Here is a 14,609-nt window from a genome sequence, read left to right as displayed (position 1 = left end):
GATAAAGTGCTATTAAACTCGAGGAAGCCAAAGTATAAAAGGGGCATTTATTGCAGCTCGAATATCTATTACTGATTTATTGCATATAAAAAGTAGCTGCACAAAAGTACAGCTACTTTTTTCTCAAAAACATTATTATGCAAATAGCATACTTAACGTAAACTTGCGCTTAATGGTACTTGTGAATAAACTGTGAAATTGCTACCATAAGTACCGTATCTAGAGAATGAAGAAGAAATTGAACTGTTCCAACTTTTGTAGGTAGATCCAGACATATCTGCTCTTAGTAGCACGTTTGAAAAGCTAGATTGGCTAAAAGAATTACGTCCAGTATCCTCCACACCCTGAACCATTTTTACTGGTTCATATTGAGAAAATGTACCATATACAGGCTGATTTGCGTATCTAGGGCTTCCATTTACATACATAGTAACCGTACCATTTCCGTTATTAACTAATTTAAGATTTACTCGATCACCATCTTTAATTGATGTATCATACTGTGTATTCCAATACTTACTGTTTTGACCGGATTCATTATATCCTGAATTAAGAAATACTTTATATCCACTTGATGTTTTTGAAATACCACCTTCAACTTTAGATGCTCCAATACCTAAATACCAATTTACATATCCATCCTTAACAACAACTGACTTTGGTAGATTTATATCAGCTGCAATCCCGGTATAGTTACTATTTGTAACACTTTTTACAGCACCTTCTGTAGCTGCAAAGCTTGTAGTTGAAAACATTGATAGAGAAATTAGAAGTGAACCAACTAGATACATCATTTTTTTCTTACTTTTCTTTAATACTTGATTCATTTTAGGTCCCCCTTATTTTTTATTGTTAAATTGCATTGAAAGTTGGCCAACTAACTATGACTTACAAAGCAAAGATACATCAGGTTTCATTGGATGTATATATTTTCCTGTTATAAGTCATTAAAACGTCAAATATATTAGGTGTTTCATATTTATCAATATAGATGGAGTTGACAGTTTAAAGTGGCATGTCTATTTAAATTCAAGAAGATTTTGTTGAAAATACTATTAAACCTATAAATGTGTTGGGGGATAATATGTACTACGATTCATTTAGGAGAGAAATATGGAATGAATATAGGGGGATTATTCAAAGGGGATATCTGAAATGTTTAGAAATGGATTTCCTATATAAAAGAAGAAAGGGGATCCAGCTATGGGAAATACAAATACAAGATCAAAGTTAGATAATGTAGCTATTGAAGTTGTTATAGAGGCATTAAAAGATGAAAATGAATGTTTACGTATGGAAATCGATTATATAAAAGAGTTAAAGGCCTTAGTTCAAAAAGAGAAGGAATTACAAAACAAGACAAAGTGGAAGTAATTTATCTTAAAGAGTTCGAAAGTATGAATTATTTTAAGACAGAATTAGCTAACTATATAGGTTATTACAATCACAAAAAAATTAAAGTACATTTAAAAGGAATGAGTCCAGTTTAATACCGGACTCACATTCAAACGGCCGCTTAATTTTTTGTTTAACTCTTTGGGTCCATTTCATCATAGGCAATTGATTGTTGGATTGCTACGCTTAGTGATTGTTATTCTTTAACTCATCTCATATTGCGTTTAGTTTAAGTACTGGGAATAAAAGAATAGGAATAGAAAAATTAATGTTTTGCTAAATAATCTGTTAAAGAAACTTAAAGGAATAACAAGTTCTCCTATTGTAAGGTTTTTGAGTTTATCCTTATTCGGTCTTCTTATTAATTCTTTAAATGTTTGGAAGTTTATTCTATTAACGAAAGACCAACTTGGCACAGCTTTTGTATCTGAACCTATTTTGAAAATGATATGAATACTATGTGCATGAAAACCGCTTATAATTAAAATAAGCAAAAATCCTAAGATAATAAACCAAGTCATTTTTCAATACCTCCTTGCAGTATTTAATATTAAGATATTAAAACTGCTGAGAAAGTGTGCTATTGTCCATGAAAAATATTGAAAATTTATTGAGGAAACATTGAGAATGTTGCAATGCTATTGATCGTTGAGGAGTTAATTATGCTTTTTCATTTGAAATTTATAGAAAAAGAAAATCAAAAAGAGAACAGTTGCGTGGACTGTTCTCTTAAGGAGCGGAAGTGCTGAACATTTTCAATGACAATGATTCAAGCATTCCGTTAATAGTATGTGCATATGTTTGCAGTTCATACAAGAAGGTAGCTAAAAAATAGCTACCTTGTCTCAGGGAGAATTCAAGAAAATTAGAGATTCATTATGGATACAGATTGGCTGTTACCAATCTATTCGTATTATTGGAAAGGATTCCGTAAATTATTCATAAGTTAAAATCTGACTTCATTATAGGTTCAGTGGTTGGCAAAGTAAAAAGAGCACTTTTGTAAAGTGCTCTTTTTAACATGTGTATTAGGACTTGAAAGAGGCATCAATGACAATTTAAAAGGAGATATCTCTATACAACATATGGATGTGCAATGGAAAGGTGACGATAAAAAGAAAAAGAGCAGTTAGATTGAACTAACTGCTCAGCTCCAGGGGAATTGGAGACTTGGTTATTTATAGTTTTGACGGAATTGCGGGGTATTATTCAATAGTAGATGTAAATGATATATTATTAGAAAAGATCAAAAGGTATAAAAAATATTTTTGAAGTGTATCAAAAATATTTTTTATACCTTTTGAAAGGGGGATTATAGTAGCTTAGTTATACTCCCAAAAAGTGTACCTTTTGAAGGGGTGTTGTAGAGTTATTTTTATAAAGAAATAAATAAGGTAATTAACAGCATATAGTTATAATTAATTAGTGTAAAAGAATTCAGAACCGTATTATTTTATAAATAGAAAAAAGAACCTGTTTTGGTGTGGCTTTAAAACAAAGTTTGATAATTTATAAAAAAGTCTGATCGTTTAAAATAAAGATTGATAATATGTAAAAAAGTTTGATCAAAATCCTGTGTTGATGTGCAGGATTTTTTCTTATTCAGCAATCGGGCCAGATTGTTGAATATCAGAGATCAATATAGTTGTTATATAGTTAGGTAAAACTGGAAATAAGATGCCCTTCACCTCAGATTGTAAGCTATTCCACTCTTGCTTAGAAAGTGTAAGGATGATATTGGTAATAAGCAAAGAATTAAATTAAAAAGTAATAAAAAGAGGCTTCCACCAAATAGTGGGAGAAGCCTCTTCGTAAATTTCCCAAATCCATTTCCGTAGTACGCTTTAGCCAATTGTAAGAACCACTTTTCCTCGGCCGTGGCCACTTTCGATCTCTCGATGTGCGTCCACGGCTTGGTGTAGCGGAAATGACTTCCTGATGTGGATGTGCAATTTCCCTTTGGAGTAAAGCTCTACCAGCTGAGCAAGCCGATCCATGGACCTTTGGCTGCGTATAGGGCGAACACCAAGTTCCTCTACAAGATCGAAAGCAACAATTGTGCCGATTCGGTCTTTGTTTTCGACAAGCTCCAACGATGCGCGCAGAGCATCGTCCCCAGCGGCATCAAAGGCTACGTCCAAGCCATCCGGTGCTAGAGCACGAACTCTATTAACAAGGCCGTCTCCATAAGTGACAGGGATCGCACCCAGCGATCGAAGGTAATCATGGTTGCGTTCACTGGCCGTACCGATGACAGTTGCTCCCCATGCCTGGGCCAGTTGTACAGCGAATGTACCAACTCCACCAGCTGCAGCGTGAATCAATATGGTGTCTCCCTTGTCAACACCAAGTTCTTGTAATGCGGTGTAAGCGGTTTGACCAGATGCTGTTATTGCACCAGCCTCCTCCCAAGGCATACTCTGTGGCTTATGCACAATCTGGTCAACACTAACCACCACATATTCTGCATAGCAGGCCAGTAGAGCCCATCCAAGTACTTCATTGCCGATAGAGAAGTGTGTAACTTTATCCCCGACTTGATCAATAATTCCTGCGAATTCGTTACCGAGAATCTGTGGATACCGCACTGCCAAACCGGGAGGTGCCCAGCCACTACTACGCACCGCCAAATCGAACGGCTGGATTCCAGCAGCCTTAACCCGGACACGAACTTGCCCTGCACCAGCCTGAGGGTTATCAAATTCCATTACTTTCAAAACATTTGGAGGACCAGAAGTAGAAATTGCAGCGGCTTTCATGCTATATCCCTGCTTAAAAGGTAGGGGTTCCAGCTTATGGTGGAGCGGAATTGAGCATGAATTAGGTAATTAAACTTTTTACCACCCAGACAGGCGAAATTTAAAATCTCTTTTTCTTGTTTGAAAAGATTAATTGATCGAATCGTCTGATCTTTATTCATAGATAATCATCCCTTTACATTATTTTAAAATGTAATCTCAGGATTACGAATTGACATGTTCTGCTATTGAACGATCATTGAATGTCTTCATTCAACTAAGAACCTCGATGGTAAATCCACCCGGGGCCTTAACATAGAATGTCCAGCGATGGGCCCTTTTTGGCGGTTTTACATCAAATCCATCATTCTTCAAGTGTTGATAGATCTCGTTCACCCGTTCTTCGCTCTCCTGTGAAAAACCGATATGAAAGGACTTCGGATAACTAACCTGAGTACCTTTCATCAAAGCGAGCAATAATCCATCTTCGTCTAATAGTACGGCGAATGAATCGCCATGTGTGCTCTTAGTTTGTAGGTTGAAATATTTCTCCAAGAACTTTCGAGCAGCGTTAACGTCAGTGACCGTTAGATTGATATGGTTTAGTTTCAAAGGTTCCACTTCCTCTCTATAGGTATAATAACTTCATCCCTATATTCACTGTTTAAAAATGCCCTCCCAAAATGGGAAGTAGTTAAGAAAAAATACTCATAATCAAAACAGTATAATCCTTTAAAATCTCTGAAAGCTTTTATTGCTTACATGTTTTATTCTATAATTGATTATTAATAAATAAAAAGACATTTTAATATATCTCTTTATATACTCGAGTATATGAATAAAGGAGTGATGAACGTGGAACTACTGCAACTGCATTATTTTCTAAAAGTCGCTAAGTTGGAGCATATGACGCAGGCTGCGCAAGAGCTTCGCATCGCGCAGCCTGCTCTCAGCAAAACCATCGCTAGGTTGGAAGAGGATTTGGGTGTACCATTATTTGATCGCCAAGGAAGGAAGATTCGACTCAACTCATTTGGAAAAGCGTATCTAAAGAAAGTAGAAAAGGCACTCATGTTGCTTGAAGAGGGCAGAAGAGAAGTTGAAGATCTTGCGGGAATGGAAAGAGCGCGTGTTTCTTTAGCAACAACAACTCATAAATGCTTTTCTGATGTAATAGGTACTTTTATATCCTTGCACCCTGATATCAAACTTCAAATCACTCAAGCTTCAGAGAGGGAAAAGGTGCAACAGCTCCGAAATGGAGATATCGATTTTTGTATCACTTTCCCTCCTATTGAGCAGACGGGGATAGAGGGATTGTCTTTTCTCACTGAAAAAATCTTACTAGCTGTTCCTCATACACATCGATTTGTTAATCGGAGCAATATAGACTTGAGAGAAGTTGCTGATGACCCTTTTATTTGTATAAAGCAAGGGAATCCATTCCGAGAAATGACGGATGAATTTTGTCAAAAAGCAGGATTTACTCCGAATATTATATGTGAAGTTGACGAACATTCTGCAGTAAATTATTTCATCCGTATGGGAATTGGTATTGCTTTTATGCCGGAAACCTTAATAGAAAAAATAGAGACGTCATTTCATTTAGTGCATATTGATAATCCTATTTGTCAGCGTACCTATCAAATCGCATGGCTTGAAGGGCGCTATATGTCCGTGGCGGAACGTAAATTTCGGGAGTTTTTTGTCCAGAGCTTTACTGAATTAAGGAAGTAATAAACCTTTAGTTTAGATTCGAACTTTATCAGCCTAAAGCTCTAAATATTAGGAACCAGAGGTAAAAGGTTGAACTTGACTGTCTCCTTTCTTAACTTTTAGGCCAATGATGGATTCATACTTTATCACATCTCTTCTTACATAGATTCACTAGTAGCTCTATCTAGTAGTTGATAAATTTGAAGATTATTAATAAGAAGTGAAATAATGCTTTTAACATACGAAAAAATAAAATTTGCAAAGATATAAAATTTTCATAATGGGGGTAGTTAAAAATATTAGCTTGATGGACATGTGGTTGGAATCCTTTTAAAGAAAAGATTAGAAGAATAAAAGAAAAAATTGAGAATATATTTACAATTGTGAGAAAAAATGTTCTTTGTTTTGTTGTGAATAAAAAGGAGGTATGTCTGATGAATATCATTCATATTGAAACTAAAAATCATTATAAAAGTGAAAAAGAAAATGAAATGAATAGTATACCAATTATCAAGCGGGTATATTATGAAAATGGAGAAATTAAGTTCGAAATATTAGAAGATAAAAAAATTCCTATAGCATGGTTAGATAAGTAAAAAAAAGGTACTCATTCGAGTGCCTTTTCTTTTATTCTTAAGAAGGTTTTTTACGTTCAAATTATATATGCTTTTAGATATATGAACTACCGAGAAGTGGGGTTATGGTAACTAAACAGCACTTAACCCTATTTAAATTAGATGGAGTTAAGTCCTGTTTTTATTACGAACGTTTTGTTTAATAAATTTTAAAATTCCTTTTGAGAGGAAAATAATACTTACTATCCAAGTGATTCCCATTAAGGCGAACTGAAGTGAGTTCTCTTCTGATGCCATATAGTTGTTAGAAAAGTTGGGTCCGATTAGAAGATTTATCAGAAAGAATAAACTTAAAGCAAGTGTTAAGAAGTGTTAAGAAGTGTGCAATAAACCAGATTATATTTTTTTCTTTGTATTTAATGAGCCAATAAATGAGAAGTATTAAAGAAACTATAATTACAAGACAGGAACCTTTAACTAAATACGTTCTAACCTCTTGTTCCATTGGCATATACAGATTGATCACCCATTTCATTTAAGCATTTATATCTCTTTTTAGTATGGGTCATTATTACTTTGGATAGTCCTTAGAGTGATGTGAATTGCTTTGGATCAGTTGTATATCAATGAGATGTTTGTTTTTATTCATATAGTTTTTAGATTCTTTATTTATAGTATTTTGAATGTATACTTTCCTTGTTAATTTAGAGGATATCAGGGGAATTGGGATTAAGACAATGATTAAGGGGATATGAATGTAAACTAATATTTAAAAGTTTATATTGGAACAAATGATTGGAATCCAACATACAATGCCATGAGCATTTACAACATAGTTTGGGTCAGAGCAATAAGAAAAGCCACAGCAACTGTTGTGGCTTTTCTTATTGCTGAAACTGAAAGTAAACTTCTATTCAAAAGTTTATTTAGGAACTTTTTATAAAAATTTGTATAGAATAGAGTGAAATTAAAAATGTATTAAGATGAAAATGGTATTTTTTCAAACAAAAAGCCTAGTAAAAACTAGGCTTTTTGTTTAACTCATTTATGTTCTACATAATATATCTCAAAGTAAAACTTCTATTCAAAAGTTACCATAATTCCAAAAGCAACTTTACATGGGAACGGATTTTTTCCTACTGTGTATCTAGATTTTAATCTTGTGCACTTACAAGAGCGTACCCATAGACCATTTTTAGCACTCTTTATATATTCTTTTTGATAAGTGTTATTGAGAGTATAAGATGAAAACTGCTTTAGCTAGTGAGGAAAAAGTGGGTTATCCAATATTAGATGTACGAGAGGGGAAAGAATTCTGGAAAACGTCAAAAGAAAAAGGAGTCGAATAAAGACTCCTTTTTAAATGGGATAGATATATTATCGGAAATATTACCTACTGAAATACTTTTTCAATTGTAGGCATAACAGCGATTGGTGGTAGAGATTTAGTCCATGCAGCTGCATATATGTTTAACTTTTCACCTAAAGTGTAATCTTCTCCATTGGAAACAGGAACTCTTAGAATCTTATTCTGGGAAATTAGTTCCCACCAATCAGTTTGATAAGCAAGTGCTTCATCTTTTGTAGAAGTAGCTGCAACTACTAAATAATTGTTGTCTACCGAAATAACATATCCAGTAAAAGGTTCTTGCTCTTGGTTTTGAATAGAGTGAACAGGTGTAGCGCTTCCAGAAGAATTATTTGAATCTGCAAAGGCTGGTGTTAATCCGAAAGTGAATCCACATCCTAATGTTAAAGCTGTTACGGTTGTTACTAATTTTTGATTGTTTGTAAACATGATATATCCCCCTTATATTTTATCCCTTCACTATTCACTTTCTAGTTGTACACATATAAAGCCTTTTAATATTAAGATATTTAACAATTATGCCACAAACATTCCATAAATGTTAATATTATCTATTAATAGGAATTAATTTATGTTATAATTCACTAGGTGAACTATTGTTGTTCCTTTCATCTCTTGATGAATGTATACCCTTCCTTAATTTTAAATATGTTCAATTTTATTGGTGAAGAGGAGAGAGATCCCTCTTCTTTTTTCTGTTCATAACATAAGATTTTATATTATTAATAGAAAAAGAACCCTATGGGGTTCTTTTTCCAGGCATATTAACAGTAAGGAGAGTAATGAAGTGCAAATTTCAAATCTTTATTAGGTGAAAGATTTGAAAAAGCTTATGTTATTATTTTTACACATATGTAATATATAGTAAATTGATAATGTTTTAACTTACTATTACTAATATTCAATTAAGATAGTTAACACTATTTATATGTTGTTAACTATCATGTTCGGCATGGAATACTTAAAAAATGTAACAAAAAGCTTTTTTGGGAATTTATTGCTGGTTATAAACGATTTAAAAATAAAACTAATCAATAAAGACCCTGTAGAAAATACAGGGGTAATGGATAACGTAGCTTCTTATCAACTCAGTAGCATATATTTTTTAAGGGCTTTACTAAGTTTTTTGAAAGATTTAAGAACAAGAAGAAAGTTTTTAATGCTAGAATTCTGAAAACGATAGGGTTGAAATTTAATGTTTTCGGAAAAAAGAATTGACTTCTACATTAGTTGTAACTAAAATGGTTACATAAAGATGTAATCAATTCAGTTACAACTAATGACTGCTTAAAATAAAAATATGATTTATATATTTAATTAAGAATGGTGGTACACACGTTGCCACCCTGTGTAGAAAGTTACTAACGTATTCAAAATGCATAATCCCAACTTTAGTAATTTCTAATACTGGGTAATAATGTGCAACGTTATCTTTTGTTAAAAACCTTGGTTAATCTTTCTTTGGAAATATTAGTTTTTGGGGAATATAGTAAGGTATCTCAAAAAGAACAAGGTATAAAAAGAAGTACTTATATAAACCAAAAAGTTAGCTGAGCTGGATAATAAAAATAAAGGTAGGAGATTTAAATGGAGACGAAACAAGATAACCTTATTTACGTATGGGACGCATATTGTGGATGGTGCTATGGCTTTTCAGAAAGTATTAAAGGATTTTACAAAAACCACACTGAAGTACCATTAACAGTTTTATGTGGAGGGTTATTTTTAGATAATTTACCAATGAAAAACTTCTCATATATAGAAGAGGGAAATAAAAGAATTAATCAACTTACAGGTGCAGAATTCGGTCCTTCATATCAAAAATTGGTGGAAGAAGGTACTTTTAAAATGAATTCGAAAGATGCTGCAATTGGTTTTTCAGCATTACGCTCATTAGCGCCAGACCGTTTGTTAGAATTCACTTCGGCTATGCAAAAAGCGTTTTATTTTGAGGGACAAAGTCTAAGTGATCCTGAAACATATCGTAAGATTGCAATTGAGCATGGTTTGGACCCTGAACAAGTGCTAGAGCGTTTAAACGCTCAAGAAACACTATTAGATGTCCAAAATGATTTCAATAAAGTTCGACAGCTTGGTGTTAATAGTTATCCTTCATTACTTTTACAAAAGGAGAATCAAATTATTCCTATTGGTGGTGGGGTGATGACACCAGATAAAATCGAAGCGCGTTTTAAAAGTTTATATTAATCAATCTTAAGCAACAGTATATTGCATTTAACATTAAAAAAAAGGCTAGAAGTGGATGGACTTAAACCTTTTTATAACAGTCATAGTTTTAACTTATTTTTAAAAAGAGTCCAATTTTAATTTTTCTATAGACTATAGTAGCAAACATGTTAGCTTACGCCAACTGATATTCATCTCTGGTCTATTTGATGGTGCTATCACATTTTCAGGTAAATTGAAGAGGGAACTTCTGGCGGAACAAGATAAGAATATGTTAACCATTTAATAACTTTAACAAGGGAGAATAACATTCTATGTTTAAGACAATCGATACAAATCAAAAAGATGTGAAATTGACGGTTTTTAGTTCAGACGAAAAAAGTTTTATGGTCACTGCAACCTTAGTTGAGAAAGCGGGACATGCATTTTTAATCAACTCAAAATTTACTCAGTCTGATTCGAAAGAAATTGTTGAGTATCTGAAAAAAAACGATTTATCTTTAGATAAAATCTTTATTATTCATGGGGATCCTGATTACTACTTTGGATTAGAAAGTATTAAAGCAGCTTACCCAGAAGCAATAGCGTATGCTACAGAGTCTACTGTTGAACATATTGTTCATTCTGTCTTAGGTAAATTAAAAGTTTGGAAAGACGCCCTAGGAGAAAACGCACCAAGTAACGTAGTATTACCTCAAGTGTTTAAAGAAAAAGCTATTGATTTTCAAGGGTTAACATTTGAACTAGTAGGCTTAGATCATTACAGAACTAGCTTATTTAATAAAGAGCTAAAATTATTAATTGGTGGTATTGATGTATTTAACGAAATACATGTATTCTTAGCGGATACTAGCTCAAAAGCGGCAATGGAGGCATGGATTGAAAACTTGAAAGTATTACAAGCATTACATGCTGACATAATTGTACCTAGCCATGGATCAATTGAAAAATCTTTAAATAATCAGGCACTTACTGCAACTATGGATTACCTAAGAACTGCGGTTCAAGCTTCTGAGGAAAGTAAAACTTCAAAAGGTTTTGTGGCAAAACTTGAAGCAGCATATCCAGGTTATGCAAATAAAGGTGTATTAGAATTAAGTGCAAAAGTTGTAACAAAAGAAATGCCTTGGGGCTAATGCCATGAATAAATATCAAAAACTATTACATGAAACGTATGTGTTAACTGGCGAAGGTAAATTGGACGCGTTCAAAACGTATTTAAGTGAAAATGTATCTTGGACAGAAGCTGCTGGGTTTCCATATGCAGGTACTTATATAGGTCCAGATGAAGTAGTGAAAAATGTACATGAACGCCTTGGCACGGAATGGGATAATTATAGCGCTAAAGATGAAATTTATGCATTTAATAACAATACTGTTATCGTTTATGGAAAATATAGTGGAACATATACAGCTACAGGGAAATCGTTCATAGCAGATTTTTGTCATCTTTATGAATTTGATGAGAACGATAAGGTTAAGAAGTTTATTCGAATTGTGGACAGTGCAACTGTTAATGAGGTATTAAGGTAGAGTTAATTGTTACTAACATATCTTGTATAAGGAGTAGTGTTAGGAAAAAAGAATTTTCCTGACATTACCCTTACATTACATTTTGGGGAAGGTTTCTCCTTCTTCAAGCTTTTTATAGAAGAAAACTTATTTAAGTAGAAGAGGTAGGTATATATGAAATTAGAGAAAAATTTAATCATAACAATTATTTCTGTGTTTATTTTAGGAGTAGTTTCGACTTTGGTATATCAAGCTTCCACCGGTAATAACAAAGGTAAATCAATAAAGAGTGAGAATGTTGCTTCTGTATCAAAAGAAGTGAAAGAAAATGAGAAGAATAAAAAAATGGTAGTTGATTTCTATAATGAAGTTTTTAATAAACACAATATCGATATTATCCCTAAATATGTTAGCGAAGATTATAAGCAACATAATCCTTTTGTTGCTGATGGACGAAAAGCCTTTATGGAGTTCTTTAAGGAGGATTTTGTTAAAAATCCTAATTCCTCTGCAGAGATCAAACGTGTAGTAGTAGAAGGAGATACAGTTGCTCTTCATGTACATTCTCGTACTAATTCTCAAGATAAGGGAGTTGCTATAGTGGATTTATTTCGTATCAAGGATGGTAAGATTGTTGAACACTGGGATGTAATTCAAGAGATTCCAAGTGAAGCGGCTAATGATAATACGATGTTTTAGGTAGAATATATATCTAATAATTGTATAATTGGTAGTGCTGTATAGAATTTAGAAATTTAGATAAGTAAAGGAGATGTCCTAGGCATGGTACTAGGACATCTCCTTTTTGTTTTAACGAGATTTAATTTATTGTTATTTGTATTTTTTTATGTACTACTATTCGAGTACATATCATTTCAGGCGGTTTTCTTTTATACTTCTATATCTTTCCCCTCTGCTACCACTGTATCTCTCCACAACACAAGTAGTTTTCTAAATTCAGAGGTCTCAATTTTACATTGGTTATTTGGGGCACTCATAAAGAAGTTAATAGCACTGGTATAATTAGGTTCAATGTAGACTGCTGCTACGTTCCCTTCTATTTCATATTGCGGAACTGTTTGGTCAACTACATTATCCAAAATCTGTATATACTCATCTGCTTCATCATCTAAAATATCTTCTAAAAAATGAGAAATTATAGAAATCTCCTTTGGCAAACGTATTCTCAATCCGCCAAGTCTATCACGATAAAATTCGTATGTATATTTCATATTTTACCTCCTTGTATAAATAGGATATGCGGTTATTATCTCATTATTTTTTATAATCATTTCTACTTTAAATCCGTGAGATGTTTGTCCTACATATCTAACTGTATCGACTTGAATCTTATTATTGTATGCTTCTTTGATAGAATTAAGTACCTGTACTCTATCCCAATCCCTAGGGGAAAATGAAGAAAGCGCGGTTTTTGCTTCACGGTCTACTTTTACTTTATATAATCCCACAGAATTTGGTGCATGGGAAGCGGTTGAAGATACCAAAGAAGGATCTGAAAACGTGGGAAAACATGGGGAATGCTGCGTTTCATCTTATTGATACACTTAGTACTATGTATAATGCATTTTCAGATTCATTTATTAATGATGTAATAAATGGGGAAGTTATGCTGTTACACAAATTGGGCTTGGACTCATTGGTGATAAAGGAATAAGTAAAGTAACTACATTAGCAAAAGGTGTAAAATTCTCTACAGGAATCTCTTCTTTCACAAATAAATTGCTACTGACAGATCGCTTGGTGTTTGCAGGTGCAAGTGGATTTGGAAGCAATCAAATAAAAACATCTGAAGTTTTACGCAAATCTCGTGAAACATTTATGTTTACCCAAACTGGTGGAAGAAGTAGGGGTAAAGATGTATAAGAAGTAATAAAGGGTTATGCAGATAAAGTTCTTGATAGAGTAAATGTAAAAAATGATTATCCCGATTCGTATACAGCATCCAAAGTATTACGTGAAGAACTTAAGGCTGCAGGGATTGAACCGCCCCCATATTCTAATGCAGCACATCACATTGTACCTTGGAATGATAGCAGGGCAGTGGAAGCACAGGAATTATTAAAAGAGATTGAGATACATCATGATTCTGCTTCCAACGGGGTATTTTTACCGTATAAAGTGAATGAATATGTGACTACTGAAGTCTTACATATAGGTAGCCATTCTAAAGAGTATATAAGAGAGGTAACAGAAAGACTAAATAGTGTTATAGAAATGGGTGGTACATAAGCTGATGTAGCTGAAGTTTTGCACAAAATAAGACAAGATTTATTAGAAGGTAAGATAAGATTAAATGAACCAAAAGAATAATTTTATAGCAGTTAACAAATTGTAAAGGAGAATTTACATATGAAAATTTGGCAATTAAAAAGTTCAACCAATGATTATCAAACTTTTCAATTATTAAATTATGAAGAGGACAAGAAATATTTTAAAAACGATTTTAATTCTTCAGTAAGTTTATTAGATTCATGGACAGCTAAATTTATTGAGATTGTAGATGAAGGATATCAAAGTGATTGTCCTATTTTTTGGGGGAAATCGGGTTTACAAATAATTAGTGAGAAAGCTAAGTCAGTATTAGAATCTTTAGTAGGAAATAATGTTGAATTTTTACCACTAATTCACAAAGCAGCAAACGAAAAATACTATGCTATTCACGTTTTACGTGTATTAGATGCACTTGATATTAATAATACAATATTTGAAAAATTAAGTTCAGGTTTAATAATAGGCTGTGAAAAATTTGTATTTATTCCTAGTGTTGTTCAAAATGAAATGGTTTTTAAATTGTATATAAATGGAAAGATTCACCCGAACTATATTTTGGTATCAGATGAATTTAGAAATGCAGTTTTAGAAAGTGATTTAAAAGGTTTTGAATTTGTAGAGATATGGGATTCAGAAGCAAATATGTAGTTAAATTGACTTTCAAAAGCTGACAGACATTATAAAAAAGCTGAACCTCAGCTTTCATCAGGTTCTGCTTTTTTGCTACCTACTACCTCACATATACATAGGCTTCATTTGCTGTTACATAATATGTTTTGCCATTGTAAATGTTGAATTAAAATTAAATAAACTGAAGAAAGAGTA

General features: G+C 33.0%; 15 protein-coding genes and 2 pseudogenes. 10 read left to right on the top strand and 7 right to left on the bottom strand.

Features of this window, described 5'->3' with window-relative positions:
• Positions 1-152 precede the first annotated feature (152 nt).
• Positions 153-827 carry a hypothetical protein gene (locus JDS98_RS07325; protein WP_199633721.1) on the bottom strand — a complete coding sequence of 225 codons (675 nt, stop codon included), beginning with the start codon at positions 825-827 and terminating at the stop codon, positions 153-155.
• Between the two features lie 376 nt (positions 828-1,203).
• On the opposite strand from JDS98_RS07325, the gene JDS98_RS07320 reads away from it, so the two are divergent.
• Positions 1,204-1,374 (top strand): hypothetical protein, encoded by a 171-nt coding sequence (locus JDS98_RS07320; RefSeq protein WP_176569475.1) that lies wholly within the window; start codon positions 1,204-1,206, stop codon positions 1,372-1,374.
• Positions 1,362-1,490, top strand: a pseudogene (locus JDS98_RS07315) (IS3 family transposase); the annotation flags it as partial. The gene JDS98_RS07320 and the pseudogene JDS98_RS07315, both read left to right, overlap by 13 nt.
• A gap of 129 nt (positions 1,491-1,619) precedes the next feature.
• Here JDS98_RS07315 and JDS98_RS07310 read toward each other — a convergent pair.
• The 3 genes from JDS98_RS07310 to JDS98_RS07300 all read right to left on the bottom strand — a co-directional run bounded on the left by JDS98_RS07310 (position 1,620) and on the right by JDS98_RS07300 (position 4,745).
• Positions 1,620-1,916: a hypothetical protein gene (locus JDS98_RS07310; RefSeq protein WP_106081078.1), complete on the bottom strand. Its 297-nt coding sequence runs from the start codon at positions 1,914-1,916 to the stop codon at positions 1,620-1,622.
• Between the two features lie 1,323 nt (positions 1,917-3,239).
• Entirely contained in the window at positions 3,240-4,154 is a 915-nt protein-coding gene (locus JDS98_RS07305; RefSeq protein ID WP_098807446.1) for an NADP-dependent oxidoreductase, read from the bottom strand.
• Between the two features lie 252 nt (positions 4,155-4,406).
• Positions 4,407-4,745 (bottom strand): VOC family protein, encoded by a 339-nt coding sequence (locus JDS98_RS07300; RefSeq protein WP_000773069.1) that lies wholly within the window; start codon positions 4,743-4,745, stop codon positions 4,407-4,409.
• Between the two features lie 243 nt (positions 4,746-4,988).
• Here JDS98_RS07300 and JDS98_RS07295 point away from each other — a divergent pair, with 243 nt between their 5' ends.
• The gene (locus JDS98_RS07295; RefSeq protein ID WP_098807445.1) at positions 4,989-5,870 is read left to right on the top strand and encodes a LysR family transcriptional regulator; all 882 of its coding nucleotides are present in this window, start codon (positions 4,989-4,991) and stop codon (positions 5,868-5,870) included.
• A gap of 413 nt (positions 5,871-6,283) precedes the next feature.
• On the top strand, positions 6,284-6,445 hold the full coding sequence (locus JDS98_RS07290) for a hypothetical protein (protein ID WP_170958008.1): 162 nt from the start codon (positions 6,284-6,286) through the stop codon (positions 6,443-6,445).
• 1,372 nt (positions 6,446-7,817) lie between these two features.
• Here JDS98_RS07290 and JDS98_RS07285 read toward each other — a convergent pair.
• Positions 7,818-8,222 (bottom strand): DUF3221 domain-containing protein, encoded by a 405-nt coding sequence (locus JDS98_RS07285; RefSeq protein WP_046960310.1) that lies wholly within the window; start codon positions 8,220-8,222, stop codon positions 7,818-7,820.
• Between the two features lie 1,158 nt (positions 8,223-9,380).
• On the opposite strand from JDS98_RS07285, the gene JDS98_RS07280 reads away from it, so the two are divergent.
• From JDS98_RS07280 to JDS98_RS07265, 4 genes are all read left to right on the top strand, one after another.
• The gene (locus JDS98_RS07280) at positions 9,381-10,001 is read left to right on the top strand and encodes a DsbA family protein (RefSeq protein ID WP_106081076.1); all 621 of its coding nucleotides are present in this window, start codon (positions 9,381-9,383) and stop codon (positions 9,999-10,001) included.
• 293 nt (positions 10,002-10,294) lie between these two features.
• On the top strand, positions 10,295-11,116 hold the full coding sequence (locus JDS98_RS07275) for an MBL fold metallo-hydrolase (protein ID WP_199633720.1): 822 nt from the start codon (positions 10,295-10,297) through the stop codon (positions 11,114-11,116).
• Positions 11,117-11,120: 4 nt separating this feature from the next.
• On the top strand, positions 11,121-11,513 hold the full coding sequence (locus JDS98_RS07270; protein ID WP_199633719.1) for a nuclear transport factor 2 family protein: 393 nt from the start codon (positions 11,121-11,123) through the stop codon (positions 11,511-11,513).
• Positions 11,514-11,666: 153 nt separating this feature from the next.
• The gene (locus JDS98_RS07265) at positions 11,667-12,191 is read left to right on the top strand and encodes a nuclear transport factor 2 family protein (RefSeq protein WP_097879204.1); all 525 of its coding nucleotides are present in this window, start codon (positions 11,667-11,669) and stop codon (positions 12,189-12,191) included.
• Positions 12,192-12,382: 191 nt separating this feature from the next.
• Here JDS98_RS07265 and JDS98_RS07260 read toward each other — a convergent pair whose 3' ends face one another.
• Positions 12,383-12,724, bottom strand: a complete 342-nt coding sequence (locus JDS98_RS07260; protein ID WP_061531651.1) for a hypothetical protein — start codon at positions 12,722-12,724, stop codon at positions 12,383-12,385.
• Positions 12,725-12,727: 3 nt separating this feature from the next.
• The gene (locus JDS98_RS07255; RefSeq protein ID WP_307838283.1) at positions 12,728-12,961 is read right to left on the bottom strand and encodes an EndoU domain-containing protein; all 234 of its coding nucleotides are present in this window, start codon (positions 12,959-12,961) and stop codon (positions 12,728-12,730) included.
• Positions 12,962-13,008: 47 nt separating this feature from the next.
• Between JDS98_RS07255 and JDS98_RS30455 the strand changes: the two are divergent.
• Both JDS98_RS30455 and JDS98_RS07245 read left to right on the top strand, forming a co-directional pair.
• Positions 13,009-13,823 (top strand): annotated as a pseudogene (locus tag JDS98_RS30455) (AHH domain-containing protein); the annotation flags it as partial.
• A gap of 39 nt (positions 13,824-13,862) precedes the next feature.
• Entirely contained in the window at positions 13,863-14,432 is a 570-nt protein-coding gene (locus tag JDS98_RS07245) for an imm11 family protein (RefSeq protein WP_061531650.1), read from the top strand.
• The last annotated feature ends 177 nt before the right edge of the window (positions 14,433-14,609 follow it).

It is taken from the genome of Bacillus cereus group sp. N11 (assembly GCF_016483605.1).
In the GTDB taxonomy this organism is placed as follows: domain Bacteria; phylum Bacillota; class Bacilli; order Bacillales; family Bacillaceae_G; genus Bacillus_A; species Bacillus_A toyonensis.
Note: the sequence above shows the minus strand (reverse complement) of the source record. Positions and strands in the feature narration are given on the sequence as shown.

Excerpts from the sequence above, each read along its gene's own strand:
- JDS98_RS07325 (WP_199633721.1), bottom strand. The coding sequence starts at position 827 with ATGAATCAAGTATTAAAGAAAAGTAAGAAAAAAATGATGTATCTAGTT.
- JDS98_RS07320 (WP_176569475.1), top strand. The coding sequence starts at position 1,204 with ATGGGAAATACAAATACAAGATCAAAGTTAGATAATGTAGCTATTGAA.
- JDS98_RS07310 (WP_106081078.1), bottom strand. The coding sequence starts at position 1,916 with ATGACTTGGTTTATTATCTTAGGATTTTTGCTTATTTTAATTATAAGC.
- JDS98_RS07305 (WP_098807446.1), bottom strand. The coding sequence starts at position 4,154 with ATGAAAGCCGCTGCAATTTCTACTTCTGGTCCTCCAAATGTTTTGAAA.
- JDS98_RS07290 (WP_170958008.1), top strand. The coding sequence starts at position 6,284 with ATGAATATCATTCATATTGAAACTAAAAATCATTATAAAAGTGAAAAA.
- JDS98_RS07285 (WP_046960310.1), bottom strand. The coding sequence starts at position 8,222 with ATGTTTACAAACAATCAAAAATTAGTAACAACCGTAACAGCTTTAACA.
- JDS98_RS07280 (WP_106081076.1), top strand. The coding sequence starts at position 9,381 with ATGGAGACGAAACAAGATAACCTTATTTACGTATGGGACGCATATTGT.
- JDS98_RS07275 (WP_199633720.1), top strand. The coding sequence starts at position 10,295 with ATGTTTAAGACAATCGATACAAATCAAAAAGATGTGAAATTGACGGTT.
- JDS98_RS07270 (WP_199633719.1), top strand. The coding sequence starts at position 11,121 with ATGAATAAATATCAAAAACTATTACATGAAACGTATGTGTTAACTGGC.
- JDS98_RS07265 (WP_097879204.1), top strand. The coding sequence starts at position 11,667 with ATGAAATTAGAGAAAAATTTAATCATAACAATTATTTCTGTGTTTATT.
- JDS98_RS07260 (WP_061531651.1), bottom strand. The coding sequence starts at position 12,724 with ATGAAATATACATACGAATTTTATCGTGATAGACTTGGCGGATTGAGA.
- JDS98_RS07245 (WP_061531650.1), top strand. The coding sequence starts at position 13,863 with ATGAAAATTTGGCAATTAAAAAGTTCAACCAATGATTATCAAACTTTT.